This window comes from Dyella amyloliquefaciens, assembly GCF_004296575.1.
Taxonomy (GTDB): domain Bacteria; phylum Pseudomonadota; class Gammaproteobacteria; order Xanthomonadales; family Rhodanobacteraceae; genus Dyella; species Dyella amyloliquefaciens.
In genome coordinates this window covers 37,170-58,195 of sequence record NZ_SAYT01000002.1, presented here as the reverse complement: position 1 = coordinate 58,195, position 21,026 = coordinate 37,170, and the positions used below count along the sequence as shown (strand labels likewise).

Sequence of the window (21,026 nt, the reverse complement as noted above, 5' to 3'; positions counted from 1 at the left end):
CCAGCCGGCCCGCACCGAGAGCACGAAACGCTTGGAAACCGCCGCCGCACCTCTGTTTGACCGCCTGACCCCGGAGCTATTCAGCCTTCTGGGGAGCCCAAATGCGCGGCATTACTGGGCGGTACTCGACTCCCTCATGGATGAAATGTGGGGCGACCACGCCATGTCCCCGGGCGAGGACGCGGCCAAGCCGCGGGTGGTTCGTGCGATCGAAGCGTTCCTGGCGGCCCATGACCCGTGGGACGAAGACCGGGACTCCCCCATCACGGTTCGGGCGCACGGCATCCTCAACCGCCTCATCGGTACCGGCTGGCTGTCCGCCAGCAAGGTCGGTGCGGTCGAGAAGATCACCGTCCGGCCAGTGGTTGCCCAGTTCTACTCAGTGCTGTGCGAGTTCGCGGTCCAGGAGCCTGAGTTCCTTGGCAGCAAGGTCCGCTCAATCTTCCTCAACCTGCGGGCGGTGGAGACCGGTGAGGCTGGCGGTGATCAGTACGCTGAAGCCGCCAAACAGGCCAAGCACTGCATGGCCCATATCGTGAACACCGGCGTGCGCGTGCAGGACCTGATGGCAGCCCTGGTCAAGCACACCTCCGCGAGGGAATTTGTCCGCGGGTTCTTCGAGGACTACGTCGAGAAGGTGTTCATCGCCGACTACAGTGAGCTGCGGACCAAGGATCACCCTCTGCAGCACCGCGCCGCAATTGTGCAGCTGACCCTGCAACTCCAGCACCACGAGTCGCGCCGCGAAGAGCTCATCGGCTGGTACCAGGCCAAGATCACGGGCGGCAATCGTGAGAAGGCGGAGATCCGCTTTGAGCGAGATACCCAGATGCTGTTGCGCCTGCGCGAGGTCGATATCCAGCTCCGCCGCGTTGATGAGTTGATTCGCGATGCCAACCACCGCGCGATGGTGTTCTTCGATTACCAGCTTCGTGCGCCCAAGCAGCTGGACAAGCTGATCTCCAAGGCACTCGCGGCAACGAGCCACCTGCCCGACGACCACATCGCCCTGCCGGCTGTCCCGTTGGAGCGGCACGCGTCCGAATGGAGCCTGGCCAAACCACGCCAGGCGCCGCGCCCACCCATGGAAACCAGCGTCGATGTGCGCCCGCCGACCGATCGTGAAATTGCGATGGAAATGCTCCGGCGCCAGATGACCGAGAACCGCATGGTCAGGCCGGCGAATCTCGACAACTACATCGCACGGCACCTGAAGGAGCCAGGATCGGTCACGTCCGATGACCTGGTGATCGAGTCGATCAATGACCTGTGCTGTTACCAGCGTCTGCTGCTGATTGCCTCGCGCGGCAACGCACCCGCTTCGATGCGGCGATCCGATCCCCAGCTGCTCATGCTCCGCAAGGTGCGCGTTGAGTTCGAACCTGAGGCCATGACACACAACGGATACCTGGCGCATCAGCGCTTCATCATCACCAGGGAGGCAAGCTGATGGCCAATTGGGAACGACTGGCGGAACAGAACCCACATTACGTCGCTGGGGACTACGAGAGCGCAGGGTACCGGCTCCTGCTGGAGCAGGTGCTGTACGCCAGCGACCGTCGCAGCCGAACGGCATACGATCTGGTCGTCAAGCATCTCGGGGCTTACCGCGAACTTCTTGGACAGCTGGGTGTGTCGATTCTCCACAACGCGCATATGTCCTATCTCGTCGCCCTACCCAATCAGGCGGTGGCCGAAAAGATGCGCCTTTCGGAGACCCGCCTGGCGCTGGTGCTTCGACGGCTCTACGACGACAAGATGCACGCCACCGAGGTCGTCGCTGGCGAGGCATTCATCGACCTCATCGAGCTGGAGCGCTCCTTCAAGGAGCTGCTCGGTCGCGAACTCCCCGACCAAGCCTCGTTGCGCGATCAGGTCGATGCGCTGAAGCGATACGGGATCGTCCGCCGGGAGGACACGGAAGATGAACAACCCTTCGTGATCGTGATCCGCCCCGGCATCGTGGATGTGCTGGGCGAAACCGCACTCCTGCAACTCGCCGCGTACGCAACCGCCATTGATGAGGAGGATGCCAGTGAAGCACCTTGAAGCGATCGGCCTGGTTCAGTACTTCCTGTACGAACGGATAGACCTCCGCGTAGGGCGCAACACCGCGTTCCTCGGCCCTAACGGCACCGGTAAAACCGCCCTGCTCGACGCCCTGCAGATCGTGCTCCTCGCGGCAGACGCGAACATGATGAACTTCAACGCGGCCGGCGAAGGCAAGAAGCGTGCACGCACGCTCCGCGAGTACTGCCTCGGCGTGTATGGTCAGACGGACGATGAACGCGCGCGATCAGCCGCGAACACGTACATCAACTTGGTGTTCCGTGATCCCGAGACCCAGATCCCGGTCACCGTTGGCGTGTCCGCCAGCGCCTCTACTGATTCGCTGGATGTCATCCGAAACCTCTACATCCTTCCCGGCGTTGCGCTCACCACCGCCTCGCATATCGAAAAGGAAGGCGGACGCGAAGCCGTGATCCCCTGGCGCCGCTTCATGCACGTGGCTGCCGATCTGTGCCGACAGGAAGGGGCCACGCCCTTCTTCACGACGAACGGTAGCGATTTCGCGCGTCGACTGTACCTGGAGCACCTGGCATCACCAGGCGAAAAGCCCAACGTTCGGTCGATCCGCTCATCGTTTGCCAGGTCGCTCAAGCTCAACAAAGATGTTGAAGATCTCGACGAGACCCTTCGCCAACACCTCATCGAGGCGCGCCCGATCAATGTTCGCCAGTTCCGTGCGCGACTGGACCAGTTCCGTGAAGTGACCGCGTTGATCCGGCGTATCACCGCTCGCATCGAGAGTGCGCGGCGGGTGGAAGATCGATATGCCGTTGTCCATCGCGAGCGCACTGCACAGACGAACCTGCTGGCGCTGAAAGCCGTGTACGAGTCAGAACGTGTCGCCGAGAAGCTGGGTGAGACAGAGGAACTGCTTGAGACGTATCGCGAGCAGCTGGAAGCGGCAGGCCTCGCCTTGGCGCGCGCCACCGATGATCGAGTCAAAGCCGACGCCGCGCGCATTCGCGCCGTGGAGGCGCTGAACCGCGACCCGGAGTACACCAGCCAAGCTGGACAAGCTGACCGGCTGAAGGACCAGCAAGAGCGACTGTCATCGGTCGAGAAGCAGTTGACGGTGACGCTGGATGCGTTGCTGGCGCTGCTGGGCCAGGCCGGTCGCATCCCAGCCCTGTTGGACCATCAGGGCGAGTTCGAGGAAGCCTTTGCTGTCGTCGACGACCTCAAGCGGGCGCTGAAGACCGCGCACAGACCGGAGCCAACCGTCCTGCTAGCGGCAGGCCGCGCGGCGGCACGCGTCCACGATGTGGTGCGCAAGGCGCTGTATGCGGCTGAGGCAGATGCACGCCAGGCCAAGGAACGTCGCCGCGACGCCAAGACGGCGTTGGAACGAGCACAGTGTGGTCTCAGTCCCCTCCGTCCCCAGGTGGTGATGCTCCAGCGCGTGCTGGAAGACGCAGGCATCCAGACGACCCCGGTATGTGACGTCGTCTCCATCAAGGACCCGAAGTGGCAGCCAGCCATCGAGGGGTACCTTGCCACCAATGTCGAGGCGTTGCTGGTGCCGGCGGACAAGGAGCTGGAGGCGATCGATGCCTACAAGGGGCTGAAGGGTTCTCAGGCTATCTACGGTGTGAAGCTCGCCCTGCCTTCCCGCGGCAAACCGTGGCAGGCACCCGGGGGCGGTCGCTATGCCGCGCAGCTCATTGATGGCGAGAACAATGCCGCGGTTCGCTACCTGCAGGGGGAACTTGGTCGTTTGGCCTTAGCGGAATCGAGCCACGACCTTCAGATCGGCGCACGCGCCATCTCCGTCGAAGGCATGCTCAGCACGGGTGGTGGCATCGAGCGCCTGCGACTGCCCGCCGCCAGCGACATGAAGATCGGTCGAGCTCAGGAGGGCAACTTGCGCGCCCAGGCTGAGCAAGAGGTACGGGATGCGGAAGGTGCTCTGAAGGCCGCCGAGGAGGCTGCCTCTCAGCTTCAGGCCGTCCACTCGCGCCTGGCGCAGTTCGCCGACGGCGATGGTACCCAGGTCATGCTCGAGGGGCAGTTTGCGTCGCTGGCCGAATCGCGTGCCCTTGTGGGTGATCTGTCAAGCGCCTTGGTAGCGTCCCAGTCCGATCGCCTCACTGCCCTTCGGGCTGCCATGAATGAGGCTGGTGCCAAGCTTGAAGCGGCTATGGTCGCCGAGCGCACCCATGGGCAAGAGGCTGCACGCTTCGACACCATGATCCAGTCCACGGAGAAAGAGCGCGCCACTCTGGAGAAGCTGCTCACATTGGCGAACCAGGCGGAAGCGGGAAATCGCCAGAAGCCGATGTATGACGCGAAGCAGGTCAACACCTACCGTGAGCGCTACGACGGCCGCTTTGGTGACGACTGGGATGCCAAGCTCGAAGCGTGCTCCACGCTAGCCGACAAGGCGGGAGCGACGGCGCTGAATGCGGACCGCGAGGGTTGGCAGCTGTTCTGCCAGTACGTGGCGGACAACGACATCCGGAACCACGATGTCGCCAATGCCCAGTGGGAGCGCGCCTACGCCTACGTCATGGCAGACAGGCAGCGACTGGAGGAGCTTGAACTTGTCGAGCAAATGGCACGTGCCGAAGAGGCCTATGCGGCCGCGGTGAAGGTTTTCCGGACGGACGTCGCCCAGGCGATTCTGGAAGGCTTCGACGCCGTGGAAGAGCAGATCGATAGCCTCAACCAGGTACTTCGCCACGCGCCCGAGTTCTCCAACGGAGAGCGGTACCAGTTCCGGTACAAGGTTGTTCCACAGCATCAGGCGCTGTACGACTTCCTCAAGCGCGTACGCGAGCACGGGGATGTCGAGGAGGACATGTTCGGTGGCTCCGGTAAGGTGCCGGAAGAGTTTCGCGCGCTGGTGGACGGCTCGGCCGATTCCGAGCTACTGCATGACACCAGCCCGCTCAACGATCATCGTCGCTTTTTCAGCTACGACGTGGAGATCTTCCGGGAATCGAAGTCGGTGGGCTGGCTGAGCAAGCGCCTGGGGCCGGGCTCCGGCGGTGAGCACCGCACGCCCCTCTACGTGATCTTTGGCGCGGCGCTTGCGGCGGCTTACGGAAAGGCCCGTGGGACTGAAGGATCGGGCGGCGTCATGATGCTAGACGAAGCCTTCGAGAAGATGGATCCGCAGAACGTGCGCGCTACGGCCGAATACCTGAACTCACTCGGCCTCCAGTTGGTCATGGCGGGTCCGGAGGGCGAACAGTCCAAGATGTCCTCGTTCCTGGACATCTATTACGACATGGCCAGATATGGGTCTCGCACGGTGCAGATGACGATGAATCTCGTGGAGGAAGCGGCCCGCGAGCTTCTGCGGAGCGACAACTTCATGCTGCATCCGGAACTGCTGGAGCAGAAGATCCAGGACATCGAGGCCAACCGTCGTGCCGCTGGCTGATTCCGTACTGAGGGCTCTGCTGGATCGCGCGGAGGGGGCCGCGGTGCGGCGGTCGACGCGCGCAGTCCAGGAAGGATTCGCAAGCCAAGATTCGCCCTACTGGAAGCTAAGCCTCGACGAACGCGATGCCTTCCACCACCGGATGCGGGAAGCTGCCGCATGCGGTGGTGTGTCCCTCGTGTGGGCCAAGCAAGGCGGCGAGGACCGGCCGTTGACGACCGTCCGTGTTGAGGACCGGCGTGCGCTTGCCCTATTCCTGGGCGTGGACTCGCTGGAAGGCCGTGTCGCGCGTGCGTGCACCCAACTTGAACCATGGAGCGACCTTCTTCGGGTGCAGGAAATCTTGGCTGCCTGGGAGTCCCGAAAAGCCGTGCGCGGCCTGGAGCCCGAAGCGGCGGGTGACATCGCTGATGCGCTGCGGGTTCTCGATGCAGCTCGCGAGGAAGAAGATGACGACCTCATCGCCCGACCCCTGAGTGTGCGCCTGTTTGGCGACTCCAAGCGCATCGAAGCCCTTCGCGTTCCGTTGGACCTTTTGACGGCGGATAGCACCGGTGCGCCGGCGCGCCACTGGGAGGAGGTCTTCAGCAGGCTCGGCATCAAGAAGGAGCCGCAGCCGTTCCTGGTCGCCGGCACCGGTCATCTGCAGTTGGCTCAGGGGGACGCGTGCCCCATCGTTGTCCCGTATGTCGGTGTCGCCAACTGTGCTGTCACCGGGTACATCGGATCGCCGGCATGGGTCATGACAATCGAGAACCTGACGACCTTCCACCAAGCCAGCCAATTGCTCAATGGTCAGCGTGCGCTGCTCGTCTATACCGGGGGCATGCCATCACCTAGTTGGGTTACAGCTTACCTCCACATCCTGGGCGCTTTGCCGAAAGACGTGCAGCTATATCACTGGGGCGATATCGACGTCGGAGGTTTCCGGATCGCAGCTCGCATCCGTACAACGTGCGTTGGCGATCGCCCGTTCAGTCCGTGGCTGATGGATGCGAGAGGCGTATCGACGGAAATGCGCGCCAGCGTTAACGAGGCAACTCGAAACGCCATGGCGAGAGCCGCGTCATCAGCGGGCTGGGATGATCTTTCTGAAGCGATGATCCCAGAGGCGGTGGAGCAGGAAGGAATCAGGGTGGCTTTGCCACCTGTTTGATCCCGGCTGCCGGGCCCCTGCGAGATAGCAGGGGTCCATCAAGTCCTTCACAGGTCAGGCAGACAGCGCGGCGGGCAGCTGCAACTCCAGAGCGTCAAGCATCCTGTCTCACTCGTCGTACGAGCGCTGCAGATCCTGGTCGAGCGTCAGCTGCAGGCGTTCTCCCTGTGCCTTCGCCTCCACGCCAAACAGGTCCAGTTTGTCGAGGGAAGACGTGAGCAGGGCCGTGACGATGCCCGTCGCCATCTTTGCAGCGCATACCAAATCAAGGACGACCCGAATGGCATGTTTCCGTGCGCTGCAGTGTAACTTCGCGGCGCGCGTTCTTTCGCGGAAACTCAAGGTTTGCCAGGGGTGACGCGGCCATTAGTGGTAACCCGTTTACTTGCTTTTTGGTCACGAACGGCATCAATTGCTGAAAGCAAGTACTTTCCCTACCCTCGATAACACACCCTAATCACCCGCCGGACACGCTGCCTTCGCGTCACTTCTTGGTGCCAGGCTCATTCGTCGTTGAAGAGACAAGTATCTTGATCCGGCGCCCTCGCCTTCAGTAGCGGGACGAATTGGAGTCTGGGATTTCGCATGGACGGCAGGTGTCAGCCCGCCAAGGGCTCGCTTGGGCGCTCCTCGTTGTATTGCCGACGCCAGGCTTCGATCTCGATGCGCGTGTAAAGCTGACTGGGGAGCCGCACCCTGATAGGGGGAGCCACCCCGTTTTCGGCGAAGTCAAGATCGCCGGAATTGCCGCGGCTACAGCGACACCAGTGTGCTTGCCGGCAAGGGTGGGCGCCGGCAAACACGCCAGAGCCCCACTGTCATGAGTGGAAGGACAAAAATTGCGAGGACCGCGAAGGAAAGCCAGCGGTAGCCGTTCGCGATGAGTGCAACGAGACCGATTCTATCGGCTGCAAATACAGATCCGATCAGAATGATCACCGTGTTGCAGAGGCGGGCACGATTGGAGAGAGTCTTTCGGCCGCCGGCCTCGTAGGTACGTGCAATGCGCTCGTTGATGGCGTGAATTTGCCCCGTGCCGCTCTCCAGGAGAGCCGCGAAGATCATGGCTTGAAAGATGAGCCTGAGCAAAGGAATGTCGAGCTGCTTCAACATGAAATCGGAAGGCAGTACTTGAGTCTGTATCGCTGGATAGAACGCCGTCATCGAAACGAAAAACAGGATCGCTGGAAGCATGGCGAGCGGGCCGGCCAAGAGCCCTGCAACCACGGCGTCCTTTCGGCTTCTCAGGTGGCGCATCACGGGAAGAATGATCACGGCACCGATCACGTTATACCCGGCATAACTCAGGCCACCTGCAAACCAACCTGCTTTTAAAGCGTTTTCACCAAACGCGCTCGAGATACGACCGCCGAAGTGGGTCAGCGATAGGACCAGAAAAACACCGTATGTTGCGTAGAGAAAAAACGAGACGTACTTGAACAAACGCTCAACCGACTCGTTTCCAAAAGTCGCAAACAGCGTGATTGAGGCGATCAACATCAAAGAACCGGCCAACATGGGCCATCCAAAAAGTGCGTGACCAATCGCTCCTGCAGCGGCTGCGAAGACAGCCAGAATAACGATCATTGCGAAAATGAAAGTGATCTCGAACGCCGGCCAGAACGGCCCAAGGAGGTGACGAAAGAATGTTCGGTAGTCTGTACTTCCCGTTTGCACGCTAAACAGGAATGTAACTATGCAAACGACACTCCATACAGTCATTGCGAGAGCCATTCCCAGCAAACCGCCACGCGGGCCGCTCGCCATAAAGAAGGTAGCCAGCTCTCGGCCGGTCGCGTACCCTCCTCCGATCACTACCGCCTTGAACGCGAGCCCTGGCAGCCATAGCCGGCGGAACCAATCTGCTTTCGGTGCCATCTTTCGGTCCCCTGTCTAGCGTCTGGACTGTCGCGAAACCAGCCCTTGGTTACGGCCCTGATGCAGCATCAGGCGTCAGCTTCAATGTCGATTTCGTTTCGCAGTCTGTTTCGGTGGGCAACTGCTCGCAATGAAGCGATGAAAAGCCATGGTGGAGTTACCGTGATTTAGCGGACACCTGATCGTCGTCGCGGATTCATGGCCTCGAACTAATCAGGACTGACACCACTCAGCCTGCCTGGCTTTACTTGGCGTCTTGCGTGAAAGCATGGCTGAACTCCTCGGCTGATCGGCTGGATTTCAGGACCTGTCCATCAACTCCTGGTAACGCCATCCTTCAGGACGTCATCGGCCAAAGCCTGATTCGAGCCTCGCTGGCATGCCCAAGCATCCATAAATTGCGTATGGGAACCGACGGAGATCCACGCCCCCTCCCCTGCTTCCGACGCCCATCCCCCATAGCGCTCGAGCAACACCAGTCCACCTGACGAACCCCTCGCCTCGCGGACGCCGCCTGCAGGGTCCGCCGCAAGTAACTGCGCCCGACGGAACACGATGCGCCCAAAGGAACAGGGCTGGATGCGTTTGTGTGCCACTTGCAGTTCGCCAGACACCCCCGCGCCTGCGGCCGCTACTGACCTGCCCCTTTCGTGGTCGTTCTCAACCGAGCGATTCGCCGGCCCCACGAATGGTACCAACATATCATTGACACATGTGTGTTATGTATATACCAATCGGCAGTCTGAGTCGACCACGTGATCATTTCGGGGGGAAATGCCATGCAGCTTCACCACATGCAGCAGGAGCGGCGCCGCGCGTGCGCTGTCAGTCAGCAGCAACAGCAAGCGTCCGCGGGTCGTCACTTAGTGGCTGGTGCGTGGATGCGGCCCATGGCCAGGCTGCTGGCTGCGTTCGCACTCACCCTGGCCAGCGATGCTGCCATGGCCCAGTCGCCCATCCCGACGCCGGCCCCGGCCACCTCGGTGATTTCGCCAGCCGTGCCGGCGGCGGTCGTACCAGCCAGTGATCTCCACGGTGCATCCACGCACGAGTTGACCAACCAGGATCTGTCCGCCTACCTCGACGGAATGGTTCCCTCTGCGCTCAAGAGTGGCGACATCGCCGGCGCCGTGGTGGTCGTGGTCAAGGACGGTCAGGTCTTGTTCGAAAAGGGATATGGCTATGCGGATGTCGCCGGCAAAGTGCCGATGGACGCCAACACGACCATGATGCGCATCGGCTCGACGTCCAAGCTTTTTACCTGGACGGCAGTGATGCAGCTGGTACAGCAGGGCAAGATCGATCTTGACCGCAACGTCAATGACTATCTCGATTTCAAGATCCCCGAGACGTTCGGCAAGCCGATCACCATGCGCGATCTGATGAATCATCGCGCCGGGTTCGAAGAAGGGCTGAAGGACATTCTCGCCTATGACCCGACGCACTTCGAATCGAACGAAACCTACCTGAAGAATCATCCGCGTCCGATGTTGTTCGCGCCGGGCAAGGTTCCTGCGTACTCCAACTACGGTGCCGCGTTGGCGGGCTATATCGTGCAGCGGGTGTCGGGCGAGCCGTATGAGGAATACGTCGCACAACACATCTTCCAACCGCTGGGCATGACGCATTCCACGATGGTCCAGCCACTTCCCGCCCAGTTCGAGCCCTTCATCGCCAAAGGCTATCGCGCGGCGAGCGACGCGGCACCCACGCCGTTCGAACTGGTCATTACGTCGGCAGCAGGCAGTGCCTCTGCCAGTGCAGCCGACATGGCCCGCTTCATGCTCGCGCATCTGCAGCAAGGGAGTGTTGACGGACACGCGATCCTCGACCCGGCCACCACGGCCTTGATGCACAGCCCGAGCGATTCCGAGCCGCCGGGCTTTGCCGCGATGGCGCACGGCTTCTTCTCCGCGACCCAGAACGGACAAACCGTGATCGGTCACGGCGGCGACACGATCGTCTTCCATACCGAGCTGGACATGCTGCCGCAGCAAGGCGTGGGCATCTTCTACAGCTTCAACAGCCGCGGCAAGGATCAAGCTGTCTATGGTGCCCGCAAGCGGCTTTTTGACGGTTTCATGGATCGGTACTTTCCTGCCGCTGCCACGGTCGAGCCACCGGCGTTGAGCTCGGCCAAGAGCGACGCACAGCAGATCGCCGGCCGCTACCAGAGCTCACGCCGGATCGAACATGGCTTCCTGAGCGCGCTCTATATCCTGAGTCAAACGGTGATTGCAGCGAATCCCGATGGCACGATCACCGTGCCGGACGAACTGCTTGGTGGACCGGTCACCTACCGTGAGATCGCTCCGCAACGATGGCGCGAGGTAGGTGGCACACATGAGCTTGCCCTCAGCCTGGTTGATGGCGTCAAGACCGTCAGCGACAGCGAGAATCCGATTTCCGTGCTGCAGGAGGCTTCATTCCTGCATTCGGCACCGCTGAACCTGACCGTGCTGACGCTGTCGCTGGCTGTCCTGTTGTTTACGTTGTTGCTGTGGCCAATCGGTGCCTTGCTGCGTCGGGCAGATCGTGCCACCAGCGGCACGTCCACCGAGGTGAAGCGGCTGCGTCTTTACCAACGCCTCGCGGTGGTGTTTGACGTGGTCTACCTGCTTGGGTGGTTCAAGCTGATCCAGCCGATACTGAACAGTGACGTGGCGGCATACAACAGCGCCATCGATGGCGTGGTGCGCTCTCTGCAGGTCAGTGGACTGCTGGCCATCGCAGCCGCCGTAGTGGGTGCATGGGTGGCGTGGCGGATGATGCGCATCGACGCTTCGCGTCTGTCACGCATCTGGAGCGTACTGGTTGCATTGGCCCTGCTGGGAGTGGCCTGGGTCGCCCTGATGGGCCAGCTGATGAGCTGGAATCTCAATTACTGAATGGGCTGCTGGAGTCGGCAGAGTCATTGTCTGCCGACTCCTTTCGCGCAACCTGCATCGCCACGCTGGAAAGTCTTGCTCACCATGGTTTCAAAAATGCCAAGCCATTACCCCAATGACCCCGCAGGCAGCACGCCTTACCGGGTAGCCGGTCTCGTGCACGCACGTGCGGTGGCGTTGTGAGCGCCGTTGCCATCGGCGAGGCTCCTCGCAAGGCGGTCCGCAATGCGGTGATCGGGTTGATCACCCTTGCCATGTTCACCGGGACTGCCACGCGCTATGTACTGAGCCCCGTGCAGGAGCTGGTCCGATTGGACCTTGGCCTCAGCGACAACCAGATGGCCTTGCTGCAAGGGATGGCCATCGCGTTGCCGACCGCACTGATCTCGATTCCGATTGGTCGGCTGGTCGATCGCACCAATCGCACCCGTTTGCTCATCATCCTGGCACTGGTCTGCGCTGCTGGCAGCTTGCTGACCGTCGTCGCGCACAACTTCATAACGGCCTTCGTGGCGCGGATGTTGGTCTGTGCGGCGGTGGTGGCGGCGCAACCGGCCGCGCTGTCGCTGGTGTCCGACGTGACCGATGCCAGACAACGAGGCCGAGTGATCACCCTGACCTCGCTTGGACAAGCATTGGGCGGCACGATGGCCTATGTGCTTGCCGGTCCGTTGCTGCGTTGGCTGCCGACCGTAGTGCCCATCGGCAGTGGCCTGGCGACTTTGGCACCCTGGCGCCTGGTTCAGCTCGCCTTCGCGGCGGCGGTATTGGTGGCCAGCGCGGCCTTGTTGTTCATGCGTGAGCCCGTGCGCCGGGAAGCGGGTGCTGCCCTGGGCGACAACTTGCATGCGGCCCTGCGTGAATTGTGGCGTTATCGAAAATTCTTGTTGCCGTTGTTTGGCGGCATGATGACCGTTGGCATGGCGGATGCTGCCGCATCGGTCTGGGCGGTACCGGTATTGACGCGCACCTTCCACCAGACGCCCGCGGACTTCGGCACCTGGATGGGGCTGCTTATGCTTGGCTCCAATGTGGTGGGTGCCGTCATCGGCGGAACCACGGCAGATTTCGCCCAGCGCAAGCGTGGCCGCGGGGGTGCACTGCTCGGTGCGGTGCTCGGTGCTGCGCTGTCCATACCTGCCGCGCTCTTTCCCGTGATGCCCGACGTAACCTGGTTCGCCGTGTTGATGGGAGTTCTGCTCACCAGCGGCGCTTGCGTAAATATCGCCGCAACCTCGGCCATGATGGTGATTCTTCCAAACGAGCTGCGCGGCATCTGCATGAGCCTGCTAGTCGCCGTCATGGGACTGGCAGCCTTTGGTGTCGCGCCCCTGCTGGTCAGCCTCACCACCCAGGCCTTCGCACACGGTGCCGACGTCGCCATTTCTCTCGCATGCGTGGGCCTGGTCACCAGTTTGCTCGGCACCGTCTCCTTCATTTCGGCGATGCGCGTCGCTGCGCACCCGGCAGCGAATTAGACGGCAGCTTTGCCAGCAGCGAGGCACTACCCATGCCGCTGCCATCCAAACAACAGGAATTCCAATGAGTCAATCCAGCATGGCCGATACCTATCCCGCCGACGATCTCTGCGTCACGGCACTGGATCGACTGTTCCAGAGCGTCAATCGCAGCGATGCGCCTGGCCTTGTCGTCGGCGTGGCCCGCCATGGCAAGCCCATCTATCGGCGGGCGTTTGGACTTGCCAGCATTGAACACGGCGTGGCCAATACGCCGTGGACACGCATGCGCATTGGCTCGACGAGCAAGCACTTCGCCAGCCTTGCTGCGTTGCTGCTGGCGGAAGATGGCAAGCTCGATCTCGACGTCGGCGTGCGCACCTATCTACCGGAACTGCCCGAATTTCCGCAGGAACCCACGCTGCGTCAATTCATGACGCACACCGGGGGCTTCCGCGACAGTCTTGACGCGGGTTTCCTCGCTTCCGGGCCGGTGATCAAACCCAAGGGTGAGGGGCTGGCCATACAGATGCGCCAGGGCGAAGTGAATTTCGCACCGGGTGAGAAAATGATCTACAACAACAGCGGCTACCAGTTGCTGTCGCTCGCGATCGAGCGTGTGAGTGGGCTTTCGTTCGAGCAGTTCCTGAAAGAGCGCATCTTTGATCCGATGGGCATGCTCGATACCCGATCCGTACCAAGCGATTTCGAGATTCATCCGGGTACGGCCACGCTGCATGTTCCCCAGCCCGACGGAAGCTACCGGCGCGGCATGTTTCCCAGCGAAGAAGTTCGTGGTGAAGGCGCCATCGTCTCGACCATTGACGACATGCTTTGCTGGCTGCGGAATCTGCGCGGCCCTCACAAGGTGGGCAGTGACGATAGCTGGGCGCAGATGTTGACGGTGGCACGCCTGAATAATGGACTGGTGTGCAAGTACTCGCTGGGCTTGCAACTGGAGCAGTACCGCGGCGTCGACATCATCCATCACGGGGGCACGGTATTTGGAGGCAACTGCCAGATGCTGACTGTGCCGGGCCATGCTCTGGATATCATCATCATCACGAACGGAGCCGCGGTCAGCGTCGTCGAACTGGCCAACAGCGTCATCGAGGTCATGCTTGGCGAAGATCTGCTTCCGCTGCCTGCCGAAAAAACCGCCGCCAGCGCGGATTTCATGCCTCTGGTCGGGGCGACCTATGCGTCACCGGACATGCAAATGGTGTTCGGATTCGGCGACGCAAACGGCAAGCTCGGCTTTGCCATACACAACTCGCCGGTGATTCCGGTGCGTGAAGAAAATGGCGAGCTGTGCCTGGATTTCAGCCGCATTGTCACCGGTCCGTACCGGGTCGCCATGCAGCCTCTGGCTGCGAGCGACGCGGCCCCTTCGACGATAGAGCTGGACGACGGCGGCACGCGATGGGTGCTTGAACGCTTGCCCGAGACGGCGCCATCGCTTGCGGTCGCAGGCCAGGCTCTGGTGGGAAACTACCGGGTTCCCGATCTGAATGCGCAGGCGAAAATCGAATTCGACGGCGATGCGCTGGTGGTGAGAATTGCGAGCGATTTCGGCCCCAACCTGCTCACGCTGAAGGCGCATTCCAGCGACGTTTTCGCCTGGAATTTCACGGGTCAGCTCGCCCAGCTGGGAGGCAGCCTGACGGTGGAGCGCAGCAACGGCGAGGTGATCGGCCTGCGCTTCAATACGCTGCGTACACGGCACATGCACTTCCAGCGCATCGCCAACTGAAACCTTCCACCAAGACTCGTCGTCCACTGCGCCCATGAAGTTTTTCATTGCTCACCTCGCGACCGAAACCAATACGTTTGCCGCCGCGCCCACCGGCCTTGGCGGGTTCGAGGAGTACGGCATCTTCCACGGCGATGCCAGCAGCAGAGCGCCTGGCGGCACCGGCGCATTCATGCGTTACCTGCGCGACCTGATCGAGGGCGACGGTCATGAAGTGGTGGAAAGCGTCTGCTCGCTCGCCCAGCCGGCCGGCCGCACGGTTCGGTGTGTGTACGAGGCCTTGCGCGACGAGATCCTGGCGGACCTTCGCGCCGCCATGCCGGTGCATGCCGTCCAGTTGCTGCTGCATGGCGCGATGGCCGCTGATGGCTATGACGATTGCGAAGGCGATCTGGTCGCGCACATCCGCCAGATGGTCGGACCTGATGTCAGCATCGGCATCGAACTTGACCTGCACTGCCATTTCACGGAACTGATGCGCAGCTCGACGGACGTGATCATCGCGTTCAAGGAATACCCGCATATCGACACCGAAGAGCGTGGCCTGGAGCTTTACCGCCTGCTGGTTGATGCGGCATCAGGCCGGACGCGACCGGTGACCGCTGTGTTCGATTGCAAGATGGTTGGCCTCTGGCGCACGACGCGTGAGCCGATGAAGTCATTCGTGCAGCGGATGCAGGCTGTTGAGTCCCAGCCAGGCGTGTTGTCAGTCTCGCTTGGCCATGGTTTTCCCTGGGGTGACGTGCCGGAATCCGGCGCCAGGCTTTGGGTAGTCACGGACAACCAGCCTGCGCTTGCTCGCGCACTGGCTGACCAGCTGGGGCGTGAGTTCTGGGATCTGCGCGAGGCAATCCAGCCCGCCGCAACCTTTGTCGACGAAGCACTCGACCAGGCACTCGCCATCGGTGACGGGCCCGTCGTGCTGGCAGACATCGCCGACAATCCGGGTGGCGGAGCAGCAGGCGATAGCACCTTCATCCTCCGGCGGCTTATCGAACGTCAGATTTCCAACGTAGTCGTCGGCGTCCTATGGGATCTTTCTGCCGTCCAGATCTGCAAGGATGCCGGTGCGGGCGCTCAACTTGACCTGCGCGTGGGCGGCAAGTGCGGGCCCGCATCCGGCCAGCCAGTGGACTTGCGCGTAACGGTTCGAACCGTCGTCGAGAACCACACGCAAAGTGCGCTGACGACGCGCGAGCGGCTGGGTACCTGTGTCTGGGTCGAGGCAATGAATGGCCTGCACATCGTGCTTTGTTCAATCCGCACGCAGACGTATGGTACCGACGCATTCACCGGCATGGGCCTCACGCTGCATGACAAGTCCATCATCGTGGTGAAGTCGACCCAGCACTTCTACGCGCAGTTCGCTCAGCTGGCCAAGGCAGTGATCTATGTCACCACGCCCGGCGCGCTCACCTTTGATTTCGCCAACATCCCCTACCAGTTGCGCTCGCTCGACTTCTGGCCACGTATCGACCATCCACACGCGTTTGACTGAGAGAGCCGGCATCTGTCCTGATTCGGCGACAGGCATCTCATGAGAGCAGGTCCGAAGGGCTTTTCACCAGGCGCACGGCGCCTTGAGTGGCGCCACCCTGACAATCCGGACGCTTGAGTCAAGGCTGTAACGGCCTGGCCATGCTGATCAAGCCAGTACTGCATGCGAGGACGGTGGAAACGCTCGATGCAATCCAGGGCATCGGCACGGATATAGTCCAACGAGAGGTTACGGCGCTGGCAAAAGCGCCCCCCCCCTGGGCATGCCAGCTAGCCTGCCGCGGCGGGATCGTCCCGGCCATGGCCCACATCACCCATGATGCTGGTGATGTCGTGACCGGCCTTCCTGGCAGGGTATGCGTTGATGGGCCCGGACCCTTTGGCCGTTAGCTGGCGCTGCGGCCGTTCGGCTCCGTGGTGGCGATCGATACATGCCGTGGCGCGCATCATTGGGCGAGCTTTGTTCGCAAGCGGCCTGCCGTTGCTGCAAGGAATCCCGCTCAGATGGGCAGGCTCGTCGTGAGCTTCACGCATTTCAGCGCGAAGCTGGAGTTGATCGATGCCACCCCCGGAAGGTGCAGCAAGGTTTTCTTCAGAAATTGCTCGTACCGCTCCACACTCGCCATGACGATGCGAAAAATGTAATCACGGTCGCCACTCATCGAGAAACACTCGACGATCTCCGGGCGTTTCTCGACAGCCTCCTCCAGCTGACTCAGTGTCTCCTCGTCATGCCGCCTCAGCTTGACCTCGGCAAATACCGTGATCGGCAAGCCCAGTTCGGCTGCATCCAGAAGCACCGCTCGGCCGCGTATCACCCCGGAGGATTCCAACTGCTTCAGGCGTCGCCAGCATGGCGTGTGCGAGAGGTGAATACGGGCGGCGAGTTCCTGTATCGACAAGTCGGGATCGGCTTGAAGGGTACGTAGGAGTGCCAAATCAATAGCGTCCAGCATGGAGGTGGTCTCATCCTCAAATAAATGGACTTTATAGGATAAATTTGCACATTCCGACGGAGATTTTTGCAAAACAGCAAAAATATTCCTGTAAGACGATGCCATGATGGCGACTATTGTCGAACCCGAGAGCGGCCACCGGATTGCCATGAACCAGCCCGCAGATACCTCCCCTGACCAGGTGCCCACCGGCGCCATTGCCGTGCCGCAACCGCATGGTCGTCCCGGCGACGAGCCTGACTTCAGCCATCTGGAGTTCCCCCCCGTCGGCAGCGCGCGCCGGCCTGCGGTGGACGAGTCACCCGCTCAGATGCGCGAACTGGCCTATGGCCTGATCCGCGTCCTGGACGCAGATGGTGCTGCCGGCGGCGAGTGGAATCCTTCGCTGAGCGGCGAAACCATGCGGCGAGCGCTCCGTGCGATGGTACTGACCCGGACATTCGACGACCGTATGTTTCGCGCCCATCGCCAGGGCAAGACATCGTTCTACATGAAGTGCACCGGCGAAGAAGCCATCGGTTGCGCGCAGGCGATGGTGCTCGGCAAGGACGATATGTTCTTTCCGACCTACCGGGTGCAGGGCATCCTGATCACCCGCGACTATCCGCTGGTGCAGATGATGAATCAGATCTACTCCAACGCCAGCGATCCGTTGCAAGGCCGCCAACTGCCGATTCTCTATTCGGCACGCGACTATGGCTTCTTCTCTCTGTCCGGCAACGTCGGCACCCAGTATTGCCAGGCGGTGGGCTGGGCCATGGCCAACACCTACAAGAACAACACGAATATTGCGTCGGCCTTCATTGGTGATGGCTCAACCGCCACCTATGACTTCCATCACGCGTTGAATTTTGCGGCCGTCTACCGCGCCCCGGTCATTCTCAACATCACCAACAACCAGTGGGCGATTTCCAGTTTCCAGGGTATCGCCGGCGGCGAGCAGACCACCTTTGCGGCACGCGGAATAGGTTTCGGGCTGCCGGCATTGCGCGTGGATGGCAATGATTTTCTTGCGGTGTATGCGGCCACCGACTGGGCCGCCCAGCGCGCGCGCAAGGGCCTGGGCGCCACGGTCATCGAGTTTTACACCTATCGCGCCGAGGGCCATTCGACCAGCGACGACCCGTCCAAGTACCGACCAAAGGACGAGGCCGCCCACTGGCCAATGGGGGACCCGATCAAACGCCTCAAGCAACACCTGATTGCCCTGGGCGAGTGGTCCGAAGAACAGCACGCAGCGATGGAAGCCGAACTGTTCGCACAGGTACGTACCGCGGCGCGCGAAGCCGAGGCTGTGGGCACGCTGGGCCAGTCACGCCCGCCGGTCGGCAAGATGTTCGAGCAGGTATTCACGGCGCCCGACTGGCGCCTTGAACGCCAGCGCCAGGAGGTCGAAGGACAATGAGTACGATGAACATGATCCAGGCCCTCAATTCGGCCATGGATGTGATGATGGAGCGTGACCCGACCGTGCTGGTATTCGGCGAGGACGCGGGCTACTTCGGTGGCGTCTTCCGCGCCACCGATGGCTTGCAGCGCAAGTACGGCGTGTCTCGCTGCTTCGACGCCCCGATCGCCGAGGGCGGCATCGTCGCGACCGCCATCGGCATGGGTGCCAACGGGCTGCGTCCCGTGGTGGAGATCCAGTTCGTCGACTATATCTACCCGGCTTACGATCAACTGGTGTCCGAGGCGGCGCGCCTGCGTTACCGCTCCAACGGTGAATTTTCTGCGCCCATCACGGTGCGCTCGCCCTACGGCGGCGGCATCATGGGTGGACAGACGCACAGCCAAAGTCCGGAAGCCATCTTCACGCATGTGCCCGGCCTGAAAACCGTCATTCCGTCCACACCCTACGATGCCAAGGGCATGTTGATCAGCGCCATCGAAGACGATGACCCGGTCATCTTCCTTGAGCCCAAGCGTATCTATAACGGCCCCTTCGATGGCCATCATGACCGGCCATTGCAGCCCTGGGCCATGCATCCCGCCAGCGAGGTTCCGGCGGGTCATTACACGGTGCCGCTTGGCTCGGCGGACATCCGCCGCAGTGGCAAGGCCGTGACGGTGCTGGCCTATGGCACCATGGTTTACGTTGCATTGGCCGCGGTCGCAGAGAGCGGCATCGATGCGGAAGTGATCGACCTGCGCAGCCTGGTGCCACTGGACCTGGAAACCATTGAGGCTTCCGTCAAAAAGACCGGTCGCTGCGTGATTGTGCACGAGGCGCCGCAAACCTCGGGCTTTGCCGGCGAATTGATCGCACTGATCCAGCAGCATTGTTTCTATCACCTGGAAGCACCGATCGAGCGCGTCACGGGCTGGGATACCCCCTATCCGCACGCATTCGAATGGGACTATTTCGTGTCACCGGCGCGAGTCGCCGCAGCGTTGCGCCGCGCCGTGGAGGCTGTCTGATGGCCGATTACGTTTTCAAGTTGCCCGACGTAGGCGAAGGTACCGCTGAAGCCGAGATCGGCGATTGGTACGTCAAGCCCGGCGATCGCGTCGAGGAAGACCAGGTTCTGGTCGAGCTGATGACTGACAAGGCTGTGGTGGAAATCACCTCGCCCGTGGCCGGTGTGGTGCTGTCGATTCATGGCGAATCCGGCGGCATGGGCGCGGTCGGTTCGCCGCTGGTGGTATTCCAGCTCGATAGCGCCGACGTCGGCGCCAGCCCGACGAGCGATGCGCCTCTTGCGGCCGGGCCGAAAGACACTGCCACAGTCGAGGTCGCAGCCTGTTCGGTAGCCCAGTCGCCCGCCACCGTCGAGCCGGATCACGGCCTATCCAGGCCGCTTGCCTCGCCGGCCGTGCGCCGGCGCGCGCGCGAGCTTGGTCTTGCGTTGAACACCGTTTCCGGAAGCGGTCCCGGCGGACGCATCACGCACGCCGACCTGGACGCTCATCTCGGGGACACCGCGGCCGCAACGACGGGGGCGCCAACAACGGCGCGTCCGCCCACCGCGCAAGCGGCAGGCGGCATCACCGAGACAAAAATCGTCGGCGTACGCCGCAAGATCGCCGAGCGCATGCAGGAGTCCAAGCATCGGATTCCACACATCACCTATGTGGAAGAATTCGACCTGACCGAATTGGAGGATCTGCGCACGCATCTCAACGAGCGACGCAGACCGCAGCAGCCGAAGCTCACGCTACTGCCGTTTTTCATGCGTGCGCTGGCATGTGCGTTGCCCGAATTTCCGGCGATCAACAGTCGCTACGACGATGATGCCGGCATCCTGCGCAGTTATGCCGATGTACACGTCGGCATCGCCACCCAGACACCAAGCGGCCTGCTGGTACCGGTGGTCCGCCAGGCACAGGCACGCGATCTCTGGGACAACGCGGCTGAGGTGATGCGGCTGGCCAAGGCAGCGCGCGAAGGCAAGGCGACGCGCGAAGAAATGAGCGGCTCAACCATCACGATTACCAGCATGGGGGCGCTCGGCGGCATCAGTGCCACTCACATCATCAATCATCCGGAAGTGGCCATCATTGGCCCCAACAAGCTGGTCGAACGACCGGTGGTGTATCGCGGCCAGGTGGCCATTCGCAAGATCATGAACGTGTCCTCCTCATTCGATCACCGCATCATCGACGGCTACGACGCTGCGCAGTTCGTGCAACGGCTCAAGCAGTTGCTGGAGCATCCGGCCACACTGTTCATCGAGCAGCACTGAAGCACGCCGGATCGACACCAGAGCGCGCGCTACGCAGCCCTGGGTGCGTAGCGCGCCATGAGCATCCCTCGGAACACCGTCATTGCACGACGCAGCGCGCCATTGGCTCAGGAGTCCAGGGCATGGGATGGTTTGACGTTGCGCGTAGTCTTTCGACATGGCAGCAGGCCCGGCCCCTCGACCGAGCTGTCGAACACGCCCCTCCATCAGGGCCGCCTATACGTTGGCGAGTGCCTGACCGTAGGTTTCGTGAAAGTGGCACACAAGGCGATCCTGCGCGATATCCACGGCCACCGCTTCGAT

General features: G+C 61.8%; 14 protein-coding genes and 1 pseudogene. 11 read left to right on the top strand and 4 right to left on the bottom strand.

What is annotated here, in order from left to right; genetic code table 11:
* Nucleotides 1–31: 31 nt before the first annotated feature.
* The 4 genes from EPB08_RS04820 to EPB08_RS04805 are packed head-to-tail and all read left to right on the top strand — an operon-like array spanning nt 32 to nt 6,611.
* Complete coding sequence (locus EPB08_RS04820; protein ID WP_130617953.1) at nt 32–1,450, top strand: Wadjet anti-phage system protein JetA family protein; 1,419 nt, start codon at nt 32–34, stop codon at nt 1,448–1,450.
* Nucleotides 1,450–2,049, top strand: coding sequence for a DUF4194 domain-containing protein (locus EPB08_RS04815; protein ID WP_130617952.1), 600 nt, complete (start codon nt 1,450–1,452; stop codon nt 2,047–2,049). Before EPB08_RS04820 ends, EPB08_RS04815 begins: the two co-directional genes overlap by 1 nt.
* Nucleotides 2,036–5,455, top strand: coding sequence for an SbcC/MukB-like Walker B domain-containing protein (locus tag EPB08_RS04810; RefSeq protein ID WP_165418403.1), 3,420 nt, complete (start codon nt 2,036–2,038; stop codon nt 5,453–5,455). Before EPB08_RS04815 ends, EPB08_RS04810 begins: the two co-directional genes overlap by 14 nt.
* Nucleotides 5,442–6,611, top strand: a complete 1,170-nt coding sequence (locus EPB08_RS04805; RefSeq protein ID WP_130617950.1) for a Wadjet anti-phage system protein JetD domain-containing protein — start codon at nt 5,442–5,444, stop codon at nt 6,609–6,611. Before EPB08_RS04810 ends, EPB08_RS04805 begins: the two co-directional genes overlap by 14 nt.
* Before the next feature lie 108 nt (nt 6,612–6,719).
* Here the strand turns inward: EPB08_RS04805 and EPB08_RS21005 are convergent, their stop codons facing one another.
* The 3 genes and pseudogenes from EPB08_RS21005 to EPB08_RS04800 all read right to left on the bottom strand — a co-directional run bounded on the left by EPB08_RS21005 (nt 6,720) and on the right by EPB08_RS04800 (nt 8,489).
* Nucleotides 6,720–6,857, bottom strand: coding sequence for a hypothetical protein (locus EPB08_RS21005; RefSeq protein WP_165418402.1), 138 nt, complete (start codon nt 6,855–6,857; stop codon nt 6,720–6,722).
* 336 nt (nt 6,858–7,193) lie between these two features.
* Nucleotides 7,194–7,279: pseudogene (locus EPB08_RS21235) on the bottom strand (integrase core domain-containing protein); the annotation flags it as partial.
* 85 nt (nt 7,280–7,364) lie between these two features.
* Nucleotides 7,365–8,489: a YkvI family membrane protein gene (locus EPB08_RS04800; RefSeq protein WP_130617949.1), complete on the bottom strand. Its 1,125-nt coding sequence runs from the start codon at nt 8,487–8,489 to the stop codon at nt 7,365–7,367.
* A gap of 890 nt (nt 8,490–9,379) precedes the next feature.
* Here EPB08_RS04800 and EPB08_RS04795 point away from each other — a divergent pair.
* The 4 genes from EPB08_RS04795 to EPB08_RS04780 all read left to right on the top strand — a co-directional run bounded on the left by EPB08_RS04795 (nt 9,380) and on the right by EPB08_RS04780 (nt 16,085).
* The gene (locus tag EPB08_RS04795) at nt 9,380–11,377 is read left to right on the top strand and encodes a serine hydrolase domain-containing protein (RefSeq protein ID WP_165418401.1); all 1,998 of its coding nucleotides are present in this window, start codon (nt 9,380–9,382) and stop codon (nt 11,375–11,377) included.
* A 179-nt stretch (nt 11,378–11,556) separates the two neighbouring features.
* Nucleotides 11,557–12,855, top strand: a complete 1,299-nt coding sequence (locus EPB08_RS04790; protein ID WP_130617947.1) for an MFS transporter — start codon at nt 11,557–11,559, stop codon at nt 12,853–12,855.
* Entirely contained in the window at nt 12,746–14,587 is a 1,842-nt protein-coding gene (locus tag EPB08_RS04785; RefSeq protein WP_205746283.1) for a serine hydrolase domain-containing protein, read from the top strand. Before EPB08_RS04790 ends, EPB08_RS04785 begins: the two co-directional genes overlap by 110 nt.
* Before the next feature lie 34 nt (nt 14,588–14,621).
* A complete protein-coding gene (locus tag EPB08_RS04780; protein WP_130617946.1) occupies nt 14,622–16,085 on the top strand; it encodes a M81 family metallopeptidase in 1,464 nt (487 codons plus the stop codon).
* 499 nt (nt 16,086–16,584) lie between these two features.
* Here EPB08_RS04780 and EPB08_RS04775 read toward each other — a convergent pair whose 3' ends face one another.
* The gene (locus EPB08_RS04775) at nt 16,585–17,040 is read right to left on the bottom strand and encodes an Lrp/AsnC family transcriptional regulator (RefSeq protein WP_130617945.1); all 456 of its coding nucleotides are present in this window, start codon (nt 17,038–17,040) and stop codon (nt 16,585–16,587) included.
* A 148-nt stretch (nt 17,041–17,188) separates the two neighbouring features.
* Here EPB08_RS04775 and EPB08_RS04770 point away from each other — a divergent pair, with 148 nt between their 5' ends.
* The 3 genes from EPB08_RS04770 to EPB08_RS04760 are packed head-to-tail and all read left to right on the top strand — an operon-like array spanning nt 17,189 to nt 20,723.
* Nucleotides 17,189–18,445: a thiamine pyrophosphate-dependent enzyme gene (locus EPB08_RS04770; RefSeq protein ID WP_130617944.1), complete on the top strand. Its 1,257-nt coding sequence runs from the start codon at nt 17,189–17,191 to the stop codon at nt 18,443–18,445.
* Nucleotides 18,442–19,458, top strand: coding sequence for an alpha-ketoacid dehydrogenase subunit beta (locus EPB08_RS04765; protein WP_130617943.1), 1,017 nt, complete (start codon nt 18,442–18,444; stop codon nt 19,456–19,458). The genes EPB08_RS04770 and EPB08_RS04765 overlap by 4 nt, the downstream gene beginning before the upstream one ends.
* The gene (locus EPB08_RS04760; RefSeq protein ID WP_130617942.1) at nt 19,458–20,723 is read left to right on the top strand and encodes a dihydrolipoamide acetyltransferase family protein; all 1,266 of its coding nucleotides are present in this window, start codon (nt 19,458–19,460) and stop codon (nt 20,721–20,723) included. The genes EPB08_RS04765 and EPB08_RS04760 overlap by 1 nt, the downstream gene beginning before the upstream one ends.
* The last annotated feature ends 303 nt before the right edge of the window (nt 20,724–21,026 follow it).

Excerpts from the sequence above, each read along its gene's own strand:
- EPB08_RS04815 (WP_130617952.1), top strand. The coding sequence starts at position 1,450 with ATGGCCAATTGGGAACGACTGGCGGAACAGAACCCACATTACGTCGCT.
- EPB08_RS04760 (WP_130617942.1), top strand. The coding sequence starts at position 19,458 with ATGGCCGATTACGTTTTCAAGTTGCCCGACGTAGGCGAAGGTACCGCT.
- EPB08_RS04780 (WP_130617946.1), top strand. The coding sequence starts at position 14,622 with ATGAAGTTTTTCATTGCTCACCTCGCGACCGAAACCAATACGTTTGCC.
- EPB08_RS04795 (WP_165418401.1), top strand. The coding sequence starts at position 9,380 with ATGGCCAGGCTGCTGGCTGCGTTCGCACTCACCCTGGCCAGCGATGCT.
- EPB08_RS04800 (WP_130617949.1), bottom strand. The coding sequence starts at position 8,489 with ATGGCACCGAAAGCAGATTGGTTCCGCCGGCTATGGCTGCCAGGGCTC.
- EPB08_RS04765 (WP_130617943.1), top strand. The coding sequence starts at position 18,442 with ATGAGTACGATGAACATGATCCAGGCCCTCAATTCGGCCATGGATGTG.
- EPB08_RS21005 (WP_165418402.1), bottom strand. The coding sequence starts at position 6,857 with ATGGCGACGGGCATCGTCACGGCCCTGCTCACGTCTTCCCTCGACAAA.
- EPB08_RS04770 (WP_130617944.1), top strand. The coding sequence starts at position 17,189 with ATGAACCAGCCCGCAGATACCTCCCCTGACCAGGTGCCCACCGGCGCC.
- EPB08_RS04775 (WP_130617945.1), bottom strand. The coding sequence starts at position 17,040 with ATGCTGGACGCTATTGATTTGGCACTCCTACGTACCCTTCAAGCCGAT.